At 59.9% G+C, this 21060-nt stretch carries 14 protein-coding genes and 4 tRNA genes; all 18 read right to left on the reverse strand.

Annotated elements, in window-relative coordinates; all coding sequences use genetic code 11:
- Positions 1–119: 119 nt before the first annotated feature.
- A complete protein-coding gene (gene tuf, locus HDG32_RS22110; protein ID WP_184070689.1) occupies positions 120–1310 on the reverse strand; it encodes an elongation factor Tu in 1191 nt (396 codons plus the stop codon).
- A 48-nt stretch (positions 1311–1358) separates the two neighbouring features.
- On the reverse strand, positions 1359–3461 hold the full coding sequence (fusA, locus tag HDG32_RS22115) for an elongation factor G (protein WP_090802169.1): 2103 nt from the start codon (positions 3459–3461) through the stop codon (positions 1359–1361).
- A gap of 131 nt (positions 3462–3592) precedes the next feature.
- On the reverse strand, positions 3593–4063 hold the full coding sequence (gene rpsG / locus HDG32_RS22120) for a 30S ribosomal protein S7 (RefSeq protein ID WP_006053291.1): 471 nt from the start codon (positions 4061–4063) through the stop codon (positions 3593–3595).
- Between the two features lie 180 nt (positions 4064–4243).
- Positions 4244–4624 carry a 30S ribosomal protein S12 gene (gene rpsL, locus HDG32_RS22125; RefSeq protein ID WP_006053290.1) on the reverse strand — a complete coding sequence of 127 codons (381 nt, stop codon included), beginning with the start codon at positions 4622–4624 and terminating at the stop codon, positions 4244–4246.
- A 217-nt stretch (positions 4625–4841) separates the two neighbouring features.
- Positions 4842–6689, reverse strand: a complete 1848-nt coding sequence (recQ, locus tag HDG32_RS22130) for a DNA helicase RecQ (RefSeq protein WP_184070691.1) — start codon at positions 6687–6689, stop codon at positions 4842–4844.
- Positions 6690–6913: 224 nt separating this feature from the next.
- Entirely contained in the window at positions 6914–11152 is a 4239-nt protein-coding gene (rpoC, locus tag HDG32_RS22135) for a DNA-directed RNA polymerase subunit beta' (RefSeq protein ID WP_184070693.1), read from the reverse strand.
- 21 nt (positions 11153–11173) lie between these two features.
- Complete coding sequence (rpoB, locus tag HDG32_RS22140; RefSeq protein WP_090802173.1) at positions 11174–15280, reverse strand: DNA-directed RNA polymerase subunit beta; 4107 nt, start codon at positions 15278–15280, stop codon at positions 11174–11176.
- Positions 15281–15649: 369 nt separating this feature from the next.
- On the reverse strand, positions 15650–16027 hold the full coding sequence (rplL, locus tag HDG32_RS22145) for a 50S ribosomal protein L7/L12 (RefSeq protein ID WP_018420143.1): 378 nt from the start codon (positions 16025–16027) through the stop codon (positions 15650–15652).
- Between the two features lie 63 nt (positions 16028–16090).
- Complete coding sequence (rplJ, locus tag HDG32_RS22150) at positions 16091–16594, reverse strand: 50S ribosomal protein L10 (protein ID WP_062129470.1); 504 nt, start codon at positions 16592–16594, stop codon at positions 16091–16093.
- Between the two features lie 303 nt (positions 16595–16897).
- A complete protein-coding gene (rplA, locus tag HDG32_RS22155) occupies positions 16898–17596 on the reverse strand; it encodes a 50S ribosomal protein L1 (RefSeq protein ID WP_184070695.1) in 699 nt (232 codons plus the stop codon).
- Positions 17597–18028, reverse strand: coding sequence for a 50S ribosomal protein L11 (rplK, locus tag HDG32_RS22160; RefSeq protein ID WP_008922976.1), 432 nt, complete (start codon positions 18026–18028; stop codon positions 17597–17599).
- Positions 18029–18191: 163 nt separating this feature from the next.
- Complete coding sequence (gene nusG, locus HDG32_RS22165) at positions 18192–18749, reverse strand: transcription termination/antitermination protein NusG (RefSeq protein ID WP_013090767.1); 558 nt, start codon at positions 18747–18749, stop codon at positions 18192–18194.
- Between the two features lies 1 nt (position 18750).
- The gene (secE, locus tag HDG32_RS22170) at positions 18751–19131 is read right to left on the reverse strand and encodes a preprotein translocase subunit SecE (RefSeq protein WP_184040841.1); all 381 of its coding nucleotides are present in this window, start codon (positions 19129–19131) and stop codon (positions 18751–18753) included.
- A 34-nt stretch (positions 19132–19165) separates the two neighbouring features.
- Positions 19166–19241: transfer RNA gene (locus HDG32_RS22175), tRNA-Trp, on the reverse strand.
- A 64-nt stretch (positions 19242–19305) separates the two neighbouring features.
- A complete protein-coding gene (gene tuf, locus HDG32_RS22180) occupies positions 19306–20496 on the reverse strand; it encodes an elongation factor Tu (protein ID WP_129958904.1) in 1191 nt (396 codons plus the stop codon).
- 62 nt (positions 20497–20558) lie between these two features.
- Positions 20559–20633, reverse strand: a tRNA-Thr gene (locus tag HDG32_RS22185).
- Positions 20634–20649: 16 nt separating this feature from the next.
- A tRNA-Gly gene (locus HDG32_RS22190) sits at positions 20650–20723 on the reverse strand.
- 40 nt (positions 20724–20763) lie between these two features.
- A tRNA-Tyr gene (locus tag HDG32_RS22195) sits at positions 20764–20849 on the reverse strand.
- Positions 20850–21060 lie beyond the last annotated feature (211 nt).

Genomic DNA, 21060 nt, shown 5'->3' on the forward strand with positions numbered 1-21060 from the left:
CCTTGAAAAGAGCGAGGCGATATTGCACCGCCGATTAGAAAAAGAACGTAGGCTCGGACGCTCGCGCAGAGCGAGTGCCCGAGCCCGGGCGCTACAGACTGCTACAGCAATCGTCGATTTTACTCGATGATCTTGGCGACGACACCAGCGCCGACCGTACGGCCACCCTCGCGAATTGCGAAGCGCAGACCTTCTTCCATCGCGATCGGGTTGATCAGTTTCACCGTGATCGACACGTTGTCGCCCGGCATCACCATTTCCTTGTCCTTCGGCAGCTCGATCGAGCCGGTCACGTCCGTCGTACGGAAGTAGAACTGCGGACGGTAGTTGTTGAAGAACGGCGTGTGACGGCCGCCTTCGTCCTTGCTCAGCACGTACACTTCAGCCGTGAAGTGCGTGTGCGGGTTGATCGAACCCGGCTTGGCCAGAACCTGACCACGCTCCACGTCTTCACGCTTCGTGCCGCGCAGCAGGATACCAACGTTGTCGCCTGCCTGACCCTGGTCGAGCAGCTTGCGGAACATTTCCACGCCCGTGCAGGTCGTCTTGGCCGTTGCGCGGATACCGACGATCTCGATTTCCTCGCCAACCTTGATCACGCCGCGCTCGACGCGACCCGTCACCACCGTGCCGCGACCCGAGATCGAGAACACGTCTTCCACCGGCATCAGGAACGCACCGTCAACCGCGCGCTCCGGCGTCGGGATGTACGTGTCCAGCGCATCGGCCAGGTTCATGATCGCTACCTCACCCAACTCGCCCTTGTCGCCTTCCAGCGCCAGCTTGGCCGAACCCTTGATGATCGGCGTGTCGTCGCCCGGGAAGTCGTACTTCGACAGAAGTTCGCGAACTTCCATCTCGACGAGTTCCAGCAGCTCGGCGTCGTCCACCATGTCGCACTTGTTCAGGAACACGATGATGTACGGAACGCCAACCTGACGCGCCAGCAGGATGTGCTCACGCGTTTGCGGCATCGGGCCGTCGGCAGCCGAGCACACCAGGATTGCGCCGTCCATCTGCGCCGCGCCCGTGATCATGTTCTTCACGTAGTCTGCGTGGCCCGGGCAGTCGACGTGTGCGTAGTGGCGGTTAGCCGTTTCGTACTCGACGTGCGCGGTGTTGATGGTAATGCCACGCGCCTTTTCTTCCGGCGCCGCGTCGATCTGGTCGTACGCCTTCGCTTCGCCGCCAAACTTCTGCGTCAGGACCGTCGTGATCGCTGCCGTCAACGTGGTCTTGCCGTGGTCAACGTGACCGATCGTGCCCACGTTCACGTGCGGCTTGCTCCGCTCGAATTTACCTTTAGCCATGTTTCTCTTCTTTCAGAAAGTTAATCGTTGAATGACTTTGCCGCGCGATTACTTCGACTTCGCGTTGATGATCGCTTCCGACACGTTACGCGGAGCTTCAGCGTAGTGCTTGAACTCCATCGTGTACGTTGCACGGCCTTGCGTCAGCGAACGCAGAGACGTCGAGTAGCCGAACATTTCCGACAGCGGCACTTCGGCGCGAACGATCTTGCCGCCGCCAACCATGTCATCCATGCCCTGAACAATACCGCGACGGCCAGAGAGGTCGCCCATCACGTTGCCCATGTAGTCTTCCGGCGTTTCGACTTCGACAGCCATCATCGGTTCGAGGATGACCGGCTGTGCCTTGCGCATCGCTTCCTTGAACGCCATCGAACCGGCCATGCGGAACGCGTTTTCGTTCGAGTCGACATCGTGGTAGGAACCGAACGTCAGGTGAACCTTCACGTCCACGACCGGGAAGCCCGCCAGCACGCCGGCCTTCAGCGTTTCCTGGATACCCTTGTCGACTGCCGGGATGTATTCACGCGGAATCACACCGCCCTTGATCTCGTCCAGGAACTCGTAGCCCTTGCCTTGCTCGTTCGGCTCGAGCGTGATGACCGCGTGACCGTACTGGCCGCGACCACCCGACTGCTTGACGAACTTGCCGTCAACGTCTTCCGCCTTGCCGCGAATCGTTTCGCGGTAAGCCACCTGCGGCTTGCCAACCGTTGCTTCAACGCCGAACTCACGCTTCATCCGGTCGACCAGAATTTCCAAGTGGAGCTCGCCCATGCCCGAAATAATGGTTTGACCCGATTCTTCGTCCGTTTGAACGCGGAACGACGGATCTTCCTGCGCCAGACGGTTCAGGGCCAGACCCATCTTTTCCTGGTCCGGCTTCGTCTTCGGCTCAACAGCCTGCGAAATCACGGGTTCCGGGAAAACCATGCGCTCGAGCACGATCGGGCTCGTCGGATCGCACAGCGTGTCGCCCGTGGTCGCGTCCTTCAGGCCGACCGCAGCGGCGATGTCGCCTGCGCGCACTTCCTTGATTTCTTCGCGCTGGTTCGCGTGCATCTGCAGAATACGGCCCAGACGTTCCTTCTTGTCCTTGGTCGCGTTCAGCAGGGTGTCGCCCGAATTCACAACGCCAGAGTACACACGGAAGAAGATCAGTTGGCCGACGAACGGGTCGGTCATGATCTTGAACGCCAGTGCCGAGAACTTTTCGTCGTCAGCAGCGCGGCGCTCACCCTTTTCACCGTTTTCCAGCTCGCCGGTAACCGGCGGGATGTCGATCGGCGACGGCAGGAAGTCGAGCACGGCGTCCAGCATGCGCTGCACACCCTTGTTCTTGAACGCGGTGCCGCACAGCATCGGCTGGATTTCGCAAGCGATCGTACGGTCGCGCAGACCCTTGATGATTTCCTCTTCGGTCAGCTCACCCGACTCCAGGTACTTGTTCATCATGTCTTCGTTCGCTTCCGCCGCGGCTTCGACCATCTTTTCACGCCATTCGTTGCATGTGTCGACGAGCTCTGCCGGGATGTCTTCGTACGAGAACTTGGTGCCTTGCGACGCGTCGTCCCAAATGATCGCCTTCATCTTCATCAGATCGACGACGCCCGTGAAGTTCTCTTCCGCGCCGATAGGCACGACGACCGGAACCGGGTTCGCCTTCAGACGCAGCTTGAGCTGGTCGTAGACCTTGAAGAAGTTCGCGCCGGTACGGTCCATCTTGTTGATGAACGCGAGACGGGGAACCTTGTACTTGTTAGCCTGACGCCACACGGTTTCCGACTGGGGCTGCACGCCGCCTACAGCGCAGTACACCATGCACGCGCCGTCGAGCACGCGCATCGAGCGCTCGACTTCAATCGTGAAGTCGACGTGACCCGGGGTGTCGATGATGTTGATGCGGTGTTCGGCGCGGTCGCCCGCCATGCCCTTCCAGAATGCCGTGGTAGCAGCGGAAGTAATCGTGATGCCGCGCTCCTGTTCCTGCTCCATCCAGTCCATGGTGGCAGCGCCGTCGTGAACTTCACCAATCTTGTGGTTCACGCCCGTGTAGAACAGAATGCGCTCGGTCGTCGTCGTTTTGCCGGCGTCGATGTGAGCGCTAATACCGATGTTACGGTAGCGCTCGATAGGAGTCTTGCGAGCCACTTTGATCCTCTATTGGGATGACGCGATGCGAGAGATGTCCATCGCGCTGTAACACAAACGGGCGAGGCGCCTTTGAAGCGCACCCGCCCGGAATTTCTTTCCGTTTTCCGCTAAACCCGGGGTGGGGAAGCTTAGAAACGGAAGTGCGAGAACGCCTTGTTGGCTTCTGCCATCCGGTGAACTTCGTCGCGCTTCTTCATCGCGCCGCCACGGCCTTCGGCCGCTTCGGAGAGCTCACCTGCCAGACGCAGGGCCATCGACTTCTCGCTGCGCTTCTTCGCGGCTTCACGCAGCCAACGCATCGCCAATGCCATACGACGCGACGGGCGCACTTCGACCGGAACCTGATAGTTCGCACCACCAACGCGGCGGCTCTTCACTTCTACCACCGGCTTGACGTTGTTGAGCGCCACCGTGAACACTTCCAGCGGGTCCTTGCCACCCTTGGTCTGGATCTGTTCGAAAGCGCCGTACACGATACGCTCGGCAACCGACTTCTTGCCGGAGAGCATCAGCACGTTCATGAATTTTGCTACATCAACGTTGCCAAACTTCGGATCCGGCAACACTTCCCGCTTGGGGACTTCGCGACGACGCGGCATGTTTCTTCCTTTACTTTTCAGTTGGAGCTGCTTACAGCCCCGCGGCCACCAACTAACCCGATTCATCCGTAAGACTAACCAGCCTGGTCGGGTGACCACTTACTCGATAGCACCGGCGATTCCGGCACCATCGCTATTACCGCCTTTGCAGGCGACCTGAAACTACGATCGACCGGCTAATTACTTGCCAGCCTTGGCACGCTTTGCACCGTACTTCGAGCGAGCCTGCTTACGATCCTTGACGCCCTGGGTATCCAGCGAGCCGCGAACCATGTGGTAACGCACACCCGGCAAGTCCTTCACACGGCCGCCGCGAATCAGCACGACCGAGTGTTCCTGCAGGTTGTGGCCTTCGCCACCAATGTACGAAATGACTTCGAAGCCGTTCGTCAGACGAACCTTGGCGACCTTACGGAGTGCCGAGTTCGGCTTCTTCGGCGTCGTGGTGTACACACGGGTGCACACGCCGCGACGCTGGGGGCAGTCCTGCAAAGCCGGGCTCTTGCTCTTCGTCGTTTCCGACGTGCGGCCTTTGCGAACCAGTTGATTGATGGTTGGCATTGATTATTCCTGAAATTGAACAAAATCGACGCATCGGTTTCCGGGCAAAGCGGAAACGCCCGCGCATCGAACTTCCGGCTGGCCCGCTCACGCACGAACTGAAGTTGCGCGTAGCATTCCAAGAACCGGAACCTAGCATAATATTCCGAAAATACTAAGGGAGTCAACAGGTTGCGGTGTTTCGCCCCTGTCAATCCGGCTAAACAGCCAGACGACGTCAGTCTGCCGCTACGACGTGCAGCAATTCGTAGCCGAAACGGTCCAGTTTACGCGCCCCCATGCCCGGAATCCCGCGCAGATCGTCGATCGAATCGGGGCCGAGACGGGCGATTTCCGCGAGCGTCGCGTCATGGAAAATCACATAAGCCGGCACTCCGTCGCTCTTCGCGGTTTCTGTGCGCCACATGCGTAGACGCTCCCAGCGGGCCCGCTCGCGAGGGCCCATGCCAATGGTCGGATCGGCGCGCTCGCTCGTACGACCCGACGATTGACGCGTGCGTGTCGGCTTGACGTAGCGACGCATCGTCACCTTCTGCTCGCCCTTGAGCACCGGCTTGCTCGCCTCCGTCAGCACGAGCGAACCGAAGCCCTCGTGGTCGACCGTCAGGTAACCGAACGCGACGAGTTGGCGAAAGATCGCACGCCACTCCGGCTCACCGAGCGCCGCGCCGATACCGAACGTGGTCAGCTTCTCGTGGCCACGCTGCAGGATTTTTTCGCTGCGGTTGCCACGCAAAATATCTATCAGGTGTCCGGCTCCGAAATGAAAGCCGCTCGCACGCTGCGCGCGAAACACGCACGACAGCGCCATCTGAGCCTCGCGCGTTGCATCCCAGGTCGGCGGCGGCTCGAGGCAGTTGTCGCAGTTGCCGCACGGCTGGCTCGTTTCGCCGAAGTACGCGAGCAGGCGCACCCGCCGGCAAGTCGCCGTTTCGCACAAACCGAGCAGCGCGTCGAGCTTGCCGGTCTGGACCCGCTTGTGCGCGTCGTCTGCTTCGGATTCGTCGATCATCTTGCGCTGCTGCACGACGTCGCCGAGCCCGTAGGCCATCCACGCGTTCGACGGCAGTCCGTCGCGGCCCGCGCGGCCGGTCTCCTGGTAGTACCCTTCCACGCTCTTGGGCAAATCCAGATGCGCGACGAACCGCACGTCGGGTTTGTCGATGCCCATGCCGAACGCAATCGTCGCGCACATCACGATGCCTTCCTCGCGCTGGAACATCTCCTGATGTTTCTGGCGCACCTCGAACTCCATGCCGGCGTGGTATGGCAGCGCGCGCATGCCCTTTTCCTTCAGCCACTCCGCGGTTTCCTCGACCTTGCGGCGCGACAGGCAATAAACGACGCCCGCGTCGGTCGTACCGTCGGCTTTCGTATGCTCGGCGCGGATGAAGTCGAGCAGTTGCGTGCGCGCGTTGTCTTTTTCGGCGATGCGATAGCGGATGTTCGGCCGATCGAAACTCGACACGAACACGCGCGCATCTTCGAGCGCGAGACGGTGGATGATTTCGTCGCGCGTGATCGCGTCGGCGGTCGCCGTCAGCGCGATGCGCGGGACATTCGGAAAGCGCTCGTGCAGCACCGACAGCTGAATATACTCGGGCCGGAAATCGTGTCCCCATTGCGACACGCAGTGCGCTTCGTCGATCGCGAAAAGACCGATGCGCGTGCGTTCGAGCAGTTCCTGGAAGCGCGGCGTCATCAGCCGCTCCGGTGCGACGTAGAGCAGATCGATGTCGCCGTCGCGGAGCGCCCGCTCGGTGGCCACCGCCTCCGCGCTCGACAACGTTGAGTTCAGGTACGCGGCCCGCACGCCGACTTCGGTCAGCGCGGCCACCTGATCCTGCATCAGCGCGATCAGTGGCGACACCACGATGCCGGCGCCAAAGCCGCATTCGCGCCGCACCAGCGACGGGATCTGATAGCACAGCGATTTGCCGCCGCCCGTCGGCATCAGCACAAGGCAATCGCCACCGTCGGCGACGTGCTCGACAATTTCGCCCTGCTGCCCTCTGAACGCGGGATAACCAAAGACTTCATTGAGGATTTCGAGCGGTCGGGACATGTATTTGAGAGAGACGGCGAAAGGAACGGCACGCAGGCGGTGAGACGAATTTTACCAACCCATTCGTGCCGCGCCCGCGCTTTGCGACAACGTTAGCCATCGGGCCTAGGACTGCTCCGGCACGTGGCACCCATGCACGCGCAAAAAGAGCAAAAAAAAACCGCTCAGTCGAAACTGAGCGGCCTTCGTGGCTCGTGAGGCATGGCGGCTTGCGCCGCCAGCACTTACTCGCCCGAGTGTTGCTGTTCGGCAGCCGGCGTTTCCGGCGTACCGAATTCGAACGACTCTTCCGCTGCGATCTGATCGAAACGCTCGCGGTCGGCCAGTTCCTTGCTCTTGCGCGCCTTGTGGAACGCGAGACCCGTACCGGCCGGAATCAGGCGGCCGACGATCACGTTTTCCTTCAGGCCACGCAGGTCGTCGCGCTTGCCCATGATCGCCGCTTCGGTCAGCACGCGGGTCGTTTCCTGGAACGACGCCGCGGAGATGAACGAATCGGTCGACAGCGACGCCTTCGTGATACCGAGCAGCACGTTTTCGTACGTTGCCGGACGCTTGTCTTCCGCGATCATACGGTCGTTCTCGTCGAGCATGTCCGACCGCTCGACCTGTTCGCCCGGGATGAAACGCGTGTCGCCGTTGTCCGAAATCTGCACGCGGCGCAACATCTGACGCACGATCACTTCGATGTGCTTGTCGTTGATCTTCACGCCTTGCAGACGGTACACGTCCTGCACTTCGTCCACGATGTAGCGCGACAGCGCCTCGACGCCCTGCAGACGCAGGATGTCGTGCGGATCCGCCGGTCCGTCGACGATCATTTCGCCCTTGTTGACGACCTGACCATCGTGCACCAGAACCTGCTTTTCCTTCGCGATCAGGAACTCGTGCTGGTTGCCCTCGAGGTCCGTGATAACGAGACGCTGCTTGCCCTTCGTGTCCTTACCGAACGACGTCGTACCCGTGACTTCCGCCAGGATACCCGCGTCCTTCGGCGAACGTGCTTCGAACAGTTCCGCCACACGCGGCAGACCACCGGTAATGTCACGCGTCTTCTGCGATTCGGTCGGGATACGTGCGAGCACTTCGCCGACCTGCACCTGCTGACCGTCCTTCACGGTGATCAGCGCGCCGACCTGGAAGCCGATCTGCACCGAGTGCTCGGTGTTCGGGATCTTCACTTCCTCGCCATTCGCATCGAGCAGCTTGACCTGCGGACGCACCGTCTTCGACGCCTGCGAACCACGACGCTTCACGTCGATCACGACGAGCGTGGACAGACCCGTCACGTCGTCGATCTGTTTCGCGACCGTCACGCCTTCCTCGACGTTCTCGAACTTCACCGTACCACCATACTCGGTGATGATCGGACGCGTCATCGGATCCCACGTGGCCAGTTGCGTGCCAGCCTTGATCTGCGCACCGTCGAGCTGCAGCAGCGTGGCGCCGTACGGCACCTTGTGACGCTCGCGCTCGCGGCCGTGATCGTCGGTGATCATCGCTTCACCCGAACGCGAGATGACGATCTGCTCGCCCTTCGCATTCGTGACGTAACGCATCGTCGACGTGAAACGCACCGTACCGTTCGACTTCGCTTCGACCGACGATGCCACCGCCGCACGCGACGCCGCGCCACCGATGTGGAACGTACGCATCGTGAGCTGCGTGCCCGGTTCACCGATTGACTGCGCCGCGATCACGCCGACCGCTTCGCCGACGTTCACCAGCGAGCCGCGGCCGAGGTCGCGACCGTAGCAGGCCGCGCACAGACCGTAGCGCGTTTCGCAGGTCAGCGGCGTGCGCACGCGCACTTCGTCGATGCCGAGGCGTTCGATGTCTTCGACCGCGTCTTCGTCGAGCAGTGTGCCCGCTTCGAACAGCGTTTCCTGCGATTCCGGGTTGACGATGTCAGCCACGGCCACGCGACCCAGGATACGGTCACGCAGCGCTTCGACCACTTCACCGCCTTCCACGAGCGCCTTCATCGCCACGCCGTTCGACGTGCCGCAATCCTCCTCGACGACGACCAGATCCTGCGTCACGTCGACGAGACGACGCGTCAGGTAACCCGAGTTCGCGGTCTTCAGTGCCGTATCAGCCAGACCCTTACGTGCACCGTGGGTCGAGATGAAGTACTGCAACACGTTCAGACCTTCGCGGAAGTTCGCCGTAATCGGCGTCTCGATGATCGAGCCGTCCGGCTTCGCCATCAGACCGCGCATACCGGCCAGCTGACGGATCTGAACCGCGGAACCACGAGCGCCTGAGTCCGCCATCATGTAGATGGAGTTGAACGACTCCTGACGCGTCTGGTTGCCGTCGCGGTCCGTGACCGGTTCCGTCGACAGTTGCTCCATCATTGCCTTGCCGACCGCTTCCGACGTCGCCGACCAGATGTCGACCACGTTGTTGTAGCGCTCCTGCGCAGTGACGAGACCCGACATGTACTGACGGTCGTATTCCTTCACCTTCTTCGCGGCGTCGCCAACGATGGTTTCCTTCTGCGGCGGTACGAGCATGTCGTCGACGCAAATCGAAATACCAGCACGCGTTGCCAGACGGAAGCCCGACTGCATCAGTTGGTCGGCGAAAATCACCGTCTCACGCAGACCGCACTTGCGGAACGCGGTGTTGATCAGACGCGAGATTTCCTTCTTCTTCAGCGGCTTGTTCAGCACCGAGAACGGCAGACCCGGCGGCAGGATTTCCGACAGGATCGAGCGGCCAACCGTGGTCGCATACAGCGTGATCTTCGGTACGAACGCCGGCCCGCCTTCCGACTTGTCTTCGTTGTGGACCATTTCGGTGATCCGCACGTTGACGCGCGAGGCCAGTTCGACTTCCTTGTTCTCGTACGCGCGCAGCACTTCCGACACGCCCGTGAATGTCAGGCCTTCGCCCTTGCCGTTCACCGCTTCACGCGTCGCGTAGTACAGGCCGAGCACGATATCCTGCGACGGCACGATCGACGGATCGCCGTTGGCCGGGAACAGTACGTTGTTCGACGCGAGCATCAGCGTGCGCGCTTCCATCTGCGCTTCGAGCGACAGCGGCACGTGAACGGCCATCTGGTCACCGTCGAAGTCGGCGTTGAACGCCGCGCAAACGAGCGGGTGCAGCTGGATTGCCTTACCTTCGATCAGCACCGGCTCGAAAGCCTGGATGCCGAGACGGTGCAGCGTCGGCGCACGGTTCAGCATGACCGGATGTTCGCGGATCACCTCTTCGAGGATGTCCCACACCACCGGTGTCTGGTTCTCGACCTCCTTCTTCGCAGCCTTGATGGTGGTAGCGACACCCATCACTTCGAGCTTGTTGAAGATGAACGGCTTGAACAGTTCGAGCGCCATCAGCTTCGGCAGACCGCACTGATGCAGCTTCAGCGTCGGGCCGACCACGATCACCGAACGGCCCGAGTAGTCGACACGCTTACCGAGCAGGTTCTGACGGAAGCGACCGCCCTTACCCTTGATCATGTCCGCGAGCGACTTCAGCGGACGCTTGTTCGCACCGGTCATCGCCTTGCCGCGACGGCCGTTGTCGAGCAGCGAGTCGACGGCTTCCTGCAGCATCCGCTTTTCGTTGCGGACGATGATTTCAGGCGCCTTCAGCTCGAGCAAACGCTTCAACCGGTTGTTACGGTTGATCACGCGGCGATACAGGTCGTTCAGGTCCGACGTCGCGAAACGGCCGCCGTCGAGCGGGACGAGCGGACGCAGTTCCGGCGGCAGCACCGGCAGCACTTCGAGGACCATCCAGTCCGGCTTGATGCCCGAACGCTGGAACGCCTCGAGCACTTTCAGGCGCTTCGCGTACTTCTTGATCTTCGCTTCCGAGCCGGTGTTCTTGAGCTCCGTGCGCAGCAGCTCGACCTGCTCGTCGATGTTGATCGCGCGCAGCAGTTCGCGAATACCTTCCGCGCCCATCTCGGCACGGAATTCGTCGCCGTATTCCTCGACCTTGTTGTAGTAATCCTCTTCGGTCATGATCTGCCGCGCTTTGAGCGGCGTCATGCCCGGATCGATCACCACGTATGCTTCGAAGTACAGCACGCGCTCGATGTCGCGCAGCGTCATGTCGAGCACCATGCCCAGACGCGACGGCAGCGACTTCAGGAACCAGATGTGCGCGACCGGCGAGGCCAGCTCAATGTGGCCCATTCGCTCACGACGCACCTTCGCGAGCGTCACTTCGACGCCGCACTTCTCGCAGATCACGCCGCGGTGCTTCAGGCGCTTGTACTTGCCGCAAAGGCATTCGTAGTCCTTGATCGGACCGAAAATCTTCGCGCAGAACAGACCATCGCGCTCCGGCTTGAACGTGCGGTAGTTGATGGTTTCCGGCTTCTTGACTTCACCGAACGACCACGAACGGATCTTGTCCGGCGAGGCCAGACCGATCTTGATCGCGTCGAAAACTTCAGGTTGTTGGACTTGCTTGAATAGATCGAGCAAAGCTTTCATCGCTTCTCTCCAGTAGTCCGATTAGTTCCGGTCCAGGTCGATGTCGATACCCAGCGACCGGATTTCCTTCACCAACACGTTGAACGACTCAGGCATGCCGGCATCGATCACGTGATCGCCCTTGACCAGGTTCTCGTAAACCTTGGTCCGGCCCGTCACGTCGTCCGACTTCACCGTCAGCATTTCCTGCAGCACGTACGATGCGCCGTACGCTTCGAGCGCCCACACTTCCATTTCACCGAAACGCTGGCCACCGAACTGCGCCTTACCGCCCAACGGCTGCTGCGTGACGAGCGAGTACGGGCCCGTGGAACGCGCGTGCATCTTGTCGTCGACCAGGTGGTGCAGCTTCAGGTAGTGCATGTAGCCGACCGTCACCGTACGTTCGAACATCTCGCCCGTGCGACCGTCGAACAGACGCACCTGGTTCTTCGACGGCGTCATGCCGAGGTTTTCAGCGATGTCGTCCGGGAACGCCAGATCGAGCGCGCGGGACATTTCTTCTTCCGTCGCACCGTCGAACACCGGCGTTGCGAACGGCACGCCTTCGCGCAGGTTCTTCGCCAGTTCGAGGATTTCGTCGTCGCTGAAGCTGTCCAGCTCTTCGGCGCGGCCCGATTCGTTGTAGATCTTGATCAGGAATTCGCGCAGTTCAGCGATCTTCGCCTGACGCTGCAGCATTTCGCCGATACGCCAGCCGAGACCCTTCGCGGCCCAACCCAGATGCACTTCGAGAACCTGACCCACGTTCATCCGCGACGGCACGCCGAGCGGGTTCAGAACGACGTCAGCCGGACGGCCGTCGGCCATGTAGGGCATGTCTTCGATCGGCACGATCTTCGACACGACACCCTTGTTACCGTGACGGCCTGCCATCTTGTCGCCAGGCTGCAGACGGCGCTTCACCGCCAGATACACCTTGACCATCTTCAGCACGCCCGGCGGCAGTTCGTCGCCTTGCGTGAGCTTCTTGCGCTTCTCTTCGAACGCGAGGTCGAACTGGTGACGCTTCTCTTCGATCGAGTTCTTGATCGCTTCGAGCTGGGCCGCTGCTTCTTCATCCGCGAGGCGGATGTCGAACCAGTGATAGTGGTCCAGATCTTCGAGGTAAGCGCGGTCGATCTTCGTGCCCTTCGCGAGCTTCTTCGGACCGCCGTTCACCACCTTGCCTTCGAGCATGCGTGCGAGACGCTGGAACGCATCGCCTTCCACGATACGCAGCTGGTCGTTCAGGTCGAGACGATAGCGCTTCAGTTCATCGTCGATGATCTGTTGCGCGCGCTTGTCGCGCTGGATGCCTTCACGTGTGAATACCTGCACGTCGATCACAGTGCCGCTCATGCCCGACGGCACGCGCAGCGACGTGTCTTTCACGTCCGACGCCTTCTCACCGAAGATCGCGCGCAGCAGCTTTTCTTCCGGGGTCAGCTGCGTTTCGCCCTTCGGCGTGACCTTGCCGACCAGCACGTCGCCCGCTTCGACTTCCGCGCCGATGTACACGATGCCCGACTCGTCGAGACGGCCAAGCTGCACTTCGGCGAGATTCGAGATGTCGCGCGTGATTTCTTCCGGTCCGAGCTTCGTGTCGCGTGCAACGACGTTCAGTTCTTCGATGTGAATCGACGTGTAACGGTCGTCCGCAACGACCTTCTCCGAAATCAGGATGGAGTCTTCGAAGTTGTAGCCGTTCCATGGCATGAACGCGATCAGCATGTTCTGGCCGAGCGCGAGCTCGCCCAGATCGGTCGATGCGCCGTCAGCCAGCACGTCGCCGCGCGCAACCTTGTCGCCCATCTTCACGATCGGACGCTGGTTGATGTTCGTGTTCTGGTTCGAACGCGTGTACTTGATCAGATTGTAGATGTCGACGCCGACTTCACCCGCGACCGCTTCGTCGTCGTTCACGCGAATCACGATACGGCCCGCGTCGACGTAATCGACCACACCGCCACGCAGTGCCTGAACCGTCGTGCCCGAGTCGACCGCCACGGTGCGTTCGATGCCCGTACCGACGACCGGCTTTTCCGGACGCAGACACGGGACGGCCTGACGCTGCATGTTCGAGCCCATCAATGCGCGGTTCGCGTCGTCGTGCTCGAGGAACGGAATCAGCGAAGCTGCGACCGACACGATCTGCGACGGCGCCACGTCCATGTACTGAATGCGGTCCGGCGTGACCATCAGCGTTTCGCCCGCTTCACGCGACGACACGAGTTCATCGGTCAGCGTGCGGTCGTCAGCCACCGCCGCGTTCGCCTGAGCGATCACGTAACGGCCTTCTTCGATCGCCGACAGATAGTCAATCTGGTCGGTCACCTTGCCGTCCGCCACCTTGCGATACGGCGTTTCGAGGAAGCCGTATTCGTTCAGGTGCGCGTACAGAGCGAGCGAGTTGATCAGACCGATGTTCGGACCTTCCGGCGTTTCAATCGGGCACACACGGCCGTAGTGAGTTGGGTGCACGTCGCGGACTTCGAAGCCTGCGCGCTCACGAGTCAGACCGCCCGGGCCTAGTGCAGAAACACGACGCTTGTGCGTGATTTCCGACAGCGGATTGGTCTGGTCCATGAACTGCGACAGTTGCGACGACCCGAAGAACTCGCGAATCGCCGACGAGATCGGCTTCGAGTTGATCAGGTCGTGCGGCATCAAGTTTTCGCTTTCGGCCTGGCCGAGGCGTTCCTTCACAGCACGTTCGACACGCACGAGGCCCGCGCGGAACTGGTTCTCAGCGAGTTCGCCGACGCAGCGCACACGACGGTTGCCGAGGTGGTCGATGTCGTCCACTTCGCCCTTGCCGTTGCGCAGCTCGACGAGGATCTTGATCGTCGCGAGAATGTCGTCGTCCTGCAGCGTCATCGGACCGACGATTTCATCACGGCCGACGCGCCGGTTGAACTTCATACGACCCACCTTCGACAGGTCGTACGCTTCTTCGCTGTAGAACAGACGGTTGAACAGTGCCTCGACCGCTTCTTCGGTCGGCGGCTCGCCCGGACGCATCATGCGGTAGATCGCGATACGTGCGGCCATCTTGTCGGCCGTTTCGTCGATACGCAGCGTCGACGAGATGTACGGACCCTGGTCCAGATCGTTCGTGTAGAGCGTCTGGATGTCCTTGATCTTCGCTTCGCGTAGCTTCTCGAGCACGGATTCGGTAATTTCGTCGTTGGCGTTCGCGATGACTTCACCCGTATCGCCGTCGATCACGTTCTTCGCGAGCACACGGCCGAGCAGATAATCTTCCGGCACCGAGATGAACTTGGTCTTCGCGTTATCGAGGTCGCGAATGTGCTTGGCGTTGATCCGCTTGTCCTTCTGGACGATCACGTTGCCATCGCGGTCCGTGATATCGAAGCGCGCGACTTCACCGCGCAAACGCTCCGGCACGAATTCCATCTGCGCGCCTTCCGGCATCAGCGTGAAATTGTCGAACACGAAGAAGTTTGCGAGGATCTGTTCCGGCGTCAGGCCGATTGCCTTTAGCAGGATCGTAACCGGCATCTTACGACGACGGTCGACGCGGAAGTACAGCACGTCCTTCGGGTCGAATTCGAAGTCGAGCCACGAGCCACGGTAGGGAATGATACGTGCCGAAAACAGCAGCTTGCCCGAGCTGTGCGTCTTGCCCTTGTCGTGTTCGAAGAAAACACCCGGCGAACGGTGCAGCTGCGAAACGATCACACGTTCGGTGCCGTTGATGACGAACGAACCGGTCGGCGTCATGAGCGGGATTTCGCCCATGTACACTTCCTGTTCCTTCACTTCTTTGACGACCGGCTTGCTCGGTGATTCTTTGTCGAGCAGCACCAGACGCACCTTGGCGCGCAGCGCCGAGCAGTACGTCAGACCGCGCTGCTGGCATTCCTTGATGTTGAATGCCGGCGGCGACAGCATGTAGCTGACGAACTCAAGACGCGCGAAGCCGTTGTGCGAAACGATCGGAAAAACGGAAGTAAACGCGGCCTGCAAGCCTTCCGGCTTGCGTTGCGTAGATGACGTATCTGCTTGCAGAAACGTGCTGAATGATTCAAGCTGGGTAGCCAGCAGGAAAGGTACTTGGTGAACGATGGGGCGCTTCGCAAAACTCTTGCGAATACGCTTCTTCTCGGTGAAGGAATATTGCATACGATCTCCGAATCACGGCGGGCATAGTTGTCGAGGCAGGATACCTTGATGAGACAACCCGAGTGTTCACCGACTGAGACCCGATGGCCGTCCGATGGCTTGAACGAGCCTAGAAGCTTGGTGGTTGGCCGCTACCAACCGCTGGCTGACGGCAGCGGATGCCTGTGTTGCCCGCTACCCGACCAAACTTGCCTTCTGCAGTCGCTTCAGAAGACAAAGAAAAATGCCGGTCAAAATTACCGTGGGCGTTTTTCTTTGGCTTCTCGGAATCACATTCCTGCCGGCATACGCCCGCAAAAACGCGTCCTCCACAAAGCACAAAAAGGCCGGCGGTGAAAAACCGCCAGCCTTCGCACAGCGCGTTGAAGCTTACTTGATTTCAACCTTCGCGCCGGCTTCTTCCAGCTTCTTCTTGGCTTCTTCAGCAGCAGCCTTGGGCACCGCTTCCTTAACGGGCTTCGGTGCACCGTCGACCAGATCCTTCGCTTCCTTCAGGCCGAGACCCGTCAATTCGCGAACAGCCTTAATGACCGAAACCTTGTTTGCACCGGTTTCTGCCAAGATGACCGTGAATTCGGTCTGCTCTTCAGCAGCAGCAGCGCCGCCGGCTGCACCTGCCGGGCCAGCCACTGCAACAGCAGCTGCCGAGACGCCAAACTTTTCTTCGAACGCCTTGACCAGCTCGTTCAGTTCCAGAACCGACATCGAGCCTACGGCTTCGAGGATGTCTTCTTTTGCGATTGCCATTTGAAATACTCCTAAATTGAATTCGGATACAGCCAGCGATCAATCACGCTCGACTGAAGTGCATTACGCAGCGGCTTCTTCGCCTTGTTTCTTTTCTGCCAGCGCGGCCAGAGCGCGCGCGAAGCCAGAAACAGGTGCCTGCATAACGTACAACAGCTTGGAGAGCAGTTCTTCGCGGCTCGGGATGCTTGCCAGCGCTTGCACGCCAGCCTTGTCCATCACCTTGCCTTCGTAGGAACCAGCCTTGATGACCAACTTGTCATTGCTCTTGCTGAAGTCATTGACGACCTTAGCAGCAGCAATCGCATCTTCCGAGATGCCGTAGATCAGGGGGCCAGTCATCTGCTCTGCCAGCGGAGCAAACGGGGTACCCTCGACGGCGCGACGCGCCAGCGTGTTCTTCAACACGCGAAGGTAAACCTGTTGCTCACGCGCTTTCGCGCGCAGCTTGGTCAGATCGCCAACCGCGATTCCACGATACTCAGCCAGAACCACGGTCTGAGCTTTCGCGACTTGCGCGGCAACCTCAGCGACGACGGCCTGCTTGCTTTCTTTGTTTAGTGGCACGGTTAACCTCCAGATTCGATACACGCAGCGTGCGCCTTGTGTACCGCATTCAATAACGGCGTCCGACCAGTCAGGAGTATTTCGACCGTCAAAAATCCGTATCGCTACAGACATCCAACGGCTTCATCACTACAAAACCTTTTCGGGTTCGCCATCTGCGTTGGCTTTACATTAAGGACCCGCCTACTTGCTGCGTGCCCACCAACGGTCTTTGACAACCGGTCGCGCGATGCAGACTGCCACCTCGCAACCGCCCAAAGCCCTTAAAAGCCGCCCCAACTCGCGCCGGAGCGGCGAAATTCATTACTGGGCAGCGATCGACGTCTGGTCGACACGAACACCAACACCCATCGTGCTCGACAAAGCGACCTTGCGCAGATACACGCCCTTGCTCGTTGCCGGCTTCGCCTTCTGCAGCGCTTCGATCAGCGCATTCAGGTTGTTGCGCAGTGCTGCCGGTTCAAACGAAGCGCGGCCGATCGTTGCGTGGATAATGCCGGCCTTGTCGACACGGAATTGCACCTGACCAGCCTTGGCGTTCTTGACCGCGGTCGCGACGTCCGGCGTGACCGTGCCAACCTTCGGGTTCGGCATCAGGCCACGCGGGCCGAGAATCTGCCCGAGCGTACCGACGATACGCATCGTGTCCGGCGAAGCGATCACGATGTCGAAGTTCAGGTTCCCGGCCTTGACCTGTTCGGCCAGGTCTTCCATACCGACGACGTCAGCACCAGCGGCACGAGCCTGCTCAGCCTTTTCGCCCTGCGCGAACACAGCGACGCGGACCGACTTACCGGTACCAGCGGGCAGCACGACCGAGCCGCGAACCACTTGATCCGACTTCTTTGCGTCAATGCCGAGTTGCACGGCGACGTCGATCGACTCGTCGAACTTCGCGCTTGCGCATTCCTTCACGAGCGACAGAGCGTCTTCGATCCGGTACAGCTTCTGACGATCCACTTTGGCTGCAAATGCTTGCAGACGCTTCGAAAGCTTAGCCATTTACACGCCCTCCACGGTGATGCCCATCGAGCGCGCGCTACCAGCGATCGTACGAACCGCTGCGTCCAGATCAGCAGCCGTCAGATCGGGCATCTTGGTCTTGGCGATATCTTCAGCTTGAGCGCGGGTGATCTTGCCGACCTTGTCGGTATGCGGCTTGCTCGAACCCTTGTCGAGCTTCGCTGCCTTCTTGATCAGAACCGTAGCCGGCGGCGTCTTCAGAACGAACGTGAAGCTCTTGTCCGCGAATGCCGTGATCACGACAGGAATCGGCAGACCCGGTTCCATCGCTTGAGTCTGCGCGTTGAACGCCTTGCAGAACTCCATGATGTTCAGGCCGCGCTGACCCAGTGCCGGACCAACCGGCGGCGACGGGTTGGCTTTACCTGCAGGAATCTGCAGCTTGATAAAGCCGATAATTTTCTTTGCCATTTTTCGAGAACCTCTGTGGAACGCCGCCTTACGGGCGGACGCTCAGTGAGTAGTAGCGCGTGTTCGCCGACAAACTGACTAGTTACGCTCCTCAACGGCCATTACGCGGACCGTAAGCGCGAAATACGGAACGCACCTAGCGGTGCGTTCCGTAAAATCTAGACTACAACTTTTCGACTTGGCCGAATTCCAACTCGACCGGCGTTGCGCGGCCGAAGATTGTAACGGAAACACGGACTCGCGACTTTTCGTAGTTCACTTCTTCGACGCTGCCGTTGAAATCTGTGAACGGGCCTTCTTTCACGCGCACCATCTCGCCTACCTCAAACAGGGTCTTCGGACGCGGCTTCTCCACGCCCTCCTGCATCTGCGACATGATCTTTTCAACTTCCCGAGGGGAGATCGGGCTCGGCCGATTACGCGCCCCGCCGACGAAGCCGGTCACCTTCGCCGTATTTTTCACGAGGTGCCACGTTTCGTCTGTCATTTCCATTTCGACTAAAACATAGCCCGGGAAGAAACGACGTTCGGTTACTGATTTGTGACCGCCCTTTACCTCAACAACCTCTTCCGTTGGAACGAGGATCTGGCCGAACTGTTCCTGCATACCAGCCCGCTCGATGCGCTCCTGAAGCGCTCGTTGCACGCTCTTCTCCATACCGGAATATGCGTGCACTACGTACCAACGTTTGCCGCTCGGGGATGCCGGAGTATCACTCATATCATTTCCAACCCAGAATCGCCGAGAAAATCGCCCACTCAATGGATTTATCACAAACCCAGAGGAAGATAGCCATCACGACTACGAAGCCGAAGACCACGAGTGTTGTTTGGGTCGCCTCTTTGCGACTCGGCCAAACTACCTTGCGGACCTCTTTGTATGAGTCATTGGCGAAAGCGATGAAACCCTTGCCAGGCGCCGAGAGAAGACCGACTGCGACACCCGCGATCGCACCAACAGCCAAGGCGGCTCCGCGGATGTACCATTCCTGGCCATTAAGCCAGAAGAACCCCACGAACCCGGCCAAGACCAGCAACACACCTGCGATCAACATCAACTTGTCGCCGGATGTATTTACAGTTTCGACGGAAGGATTCGCCATAACACCTTAACAAGCGCCACTACGGCGCGATAGTTGGCAGGGGCAGAGGGAATCGAACCCCCAACCTTCGGTTTTGGAGACCGACGCTCTGCCAGTTGAGCTATACCCCTAAACCATTTGGGGTTGACGACACCGCCAACCCCGATACAACCGATTATCGAGAACTCTCTGGCGTTACTCGATGATCTTGGCGACGACACCAGCGCCGACCGTACGGCCACCCTCGCGAATTGCGAAGCGCAGACCTTCTTCCATCGCGATCGGGTTGATCAGTTTCACCGTGATCGACACGTTGTCGCCCGGCATCACCATTTCCTTGTCCTTCGGCAGCTCGATCGAGCCGGTCACGTCCGTCGTACGGAAGTAGAACTGCGGACGGTAGTTGTTGAAGAACGGCGTGTGACGGCCGCCTTCGTCCTTGCTCAGCACGTACACTTCAGCCGTGAAGTGCGTGTGCGGGTTGATCGAACCCGGCTTGGCCAGAACCTGACCACGCTCCACGTCTTCACGCTTCGTGCCGCGCAGCAGGATACCAACGTTGTCGCCTGCCTGACCCTGGTCGAGCAGCTTGCGGAACATTTCCACGCCCGTGCAGGTCGTCTTGGCCGTTGCGCGGATACCGACGATCTCGATTTCCTCGCCAACCTTGATCACGCCGCGCTCGACGCGACCCGTCACCACCGTGCCGCGACCCGAGATCGAGAACACGTCTTCCACCGGCATCAGGAACGCACCGTCAACCGCGCGCTCCGGCGTCGGGATGTACGTGTCCAGCGCATCGGCCAGGTTCATGATCGCTACCTCACCCAACTCGCCCTTGTCGCCTTCCAGCGCCAGCTTGGCCGAACCCTTGATGATCGGCGTGTCGTCGCCCGGGAAGTCGTACTTCGACAGAAGTTCGCGAACTTCCATCTCGACGAGTTCCAGCAGCTCGGCGTCGTCCACCATGTCGCACTTGTTCAGGAACACGATGATGTACGGAACGCCAACCTGACGCGCCAGCAGGATGTGCTCACGCGTTTGCGGCATCGGGCCGTCGGCAGCCGAGCACACCAGGATTGCGCCGTCCATCTGCGCCGCGCCCGTGATCATGTTCTTCACGTAGTCTGCGTGGCCCGGGCAGTCGACGTGTGCGTAGTGGCGGTTAGCCGTTTCGTACTCGACGTGCGCGGTGTTGATGGTAATGCCACGCGCCTTTTCTTCCGGCGCCGCGTCGATCTGGTCGTACGCCTTCGCTTCGCCGCCAAACTTCTGCGTCAGGACCGTCGTGATCGCTGCCGTCAACGTGGTCTTGCCGTGGTCAACGTGACCGATCGTGCCCACGTTCACGTGCGGCTTGGTCCGCTCAAACTTACCCTTGGCCATTTTCGACTCCTAAGAGGATTTTCCGTACGTTGCGCCGGGCGCAAACAATCACCGATTACTTCTGGTGCCCATGGGCAGGATCGAACTGCCGACCTCTCCCTTACCAAGGGAGTGCTCTACCACTGAGCCACATGGGCGCTACCTCTGTGTTGCTGGAGCGGGTGAAGGGAATCGAACCCTCGTCGTAAGCTTGGAAGGCTTCTGCTCTACCATTGAGCTACACCCGCAAGGATCATGGATTCCCAACAACTGCCACATCTTGCATTCTGGTGGAGGAGGTTGGATTCGAACCAACGTAGGCGTAAGCCAACAGATTTACAGTCTGCCCCCTTTAGCCACTCGGGCACCCCTCCGCAGAGAACTGACGATTATGGGGGAACAATGTCTCTTTGTCAAGGGCTGCTTGACCGTTCCGATCCCAACGCTCTCACTTATATAGTGATTGGGTGTTAGCCGTCCGTAAACGCAAAAACCCCACCGCGGCGGGTGGGGTTTCTGACTGGGGGGGAGCCTGACGATTACCTACTTTCACACGGGCAATCCGCACTATCATCGGCGTGGAGT

It is taken from the genome of Paraburkholderia sp. CI2 (assembly GCF_014201055.1).
Classification (GTDB): domain Bacteria; phylum Pseudomonadota; class Gammaproteobacteria; order Burkholderiales; family Burkholderiaceae; genus Paraburkholderia; species Paraburkholderia tuberum.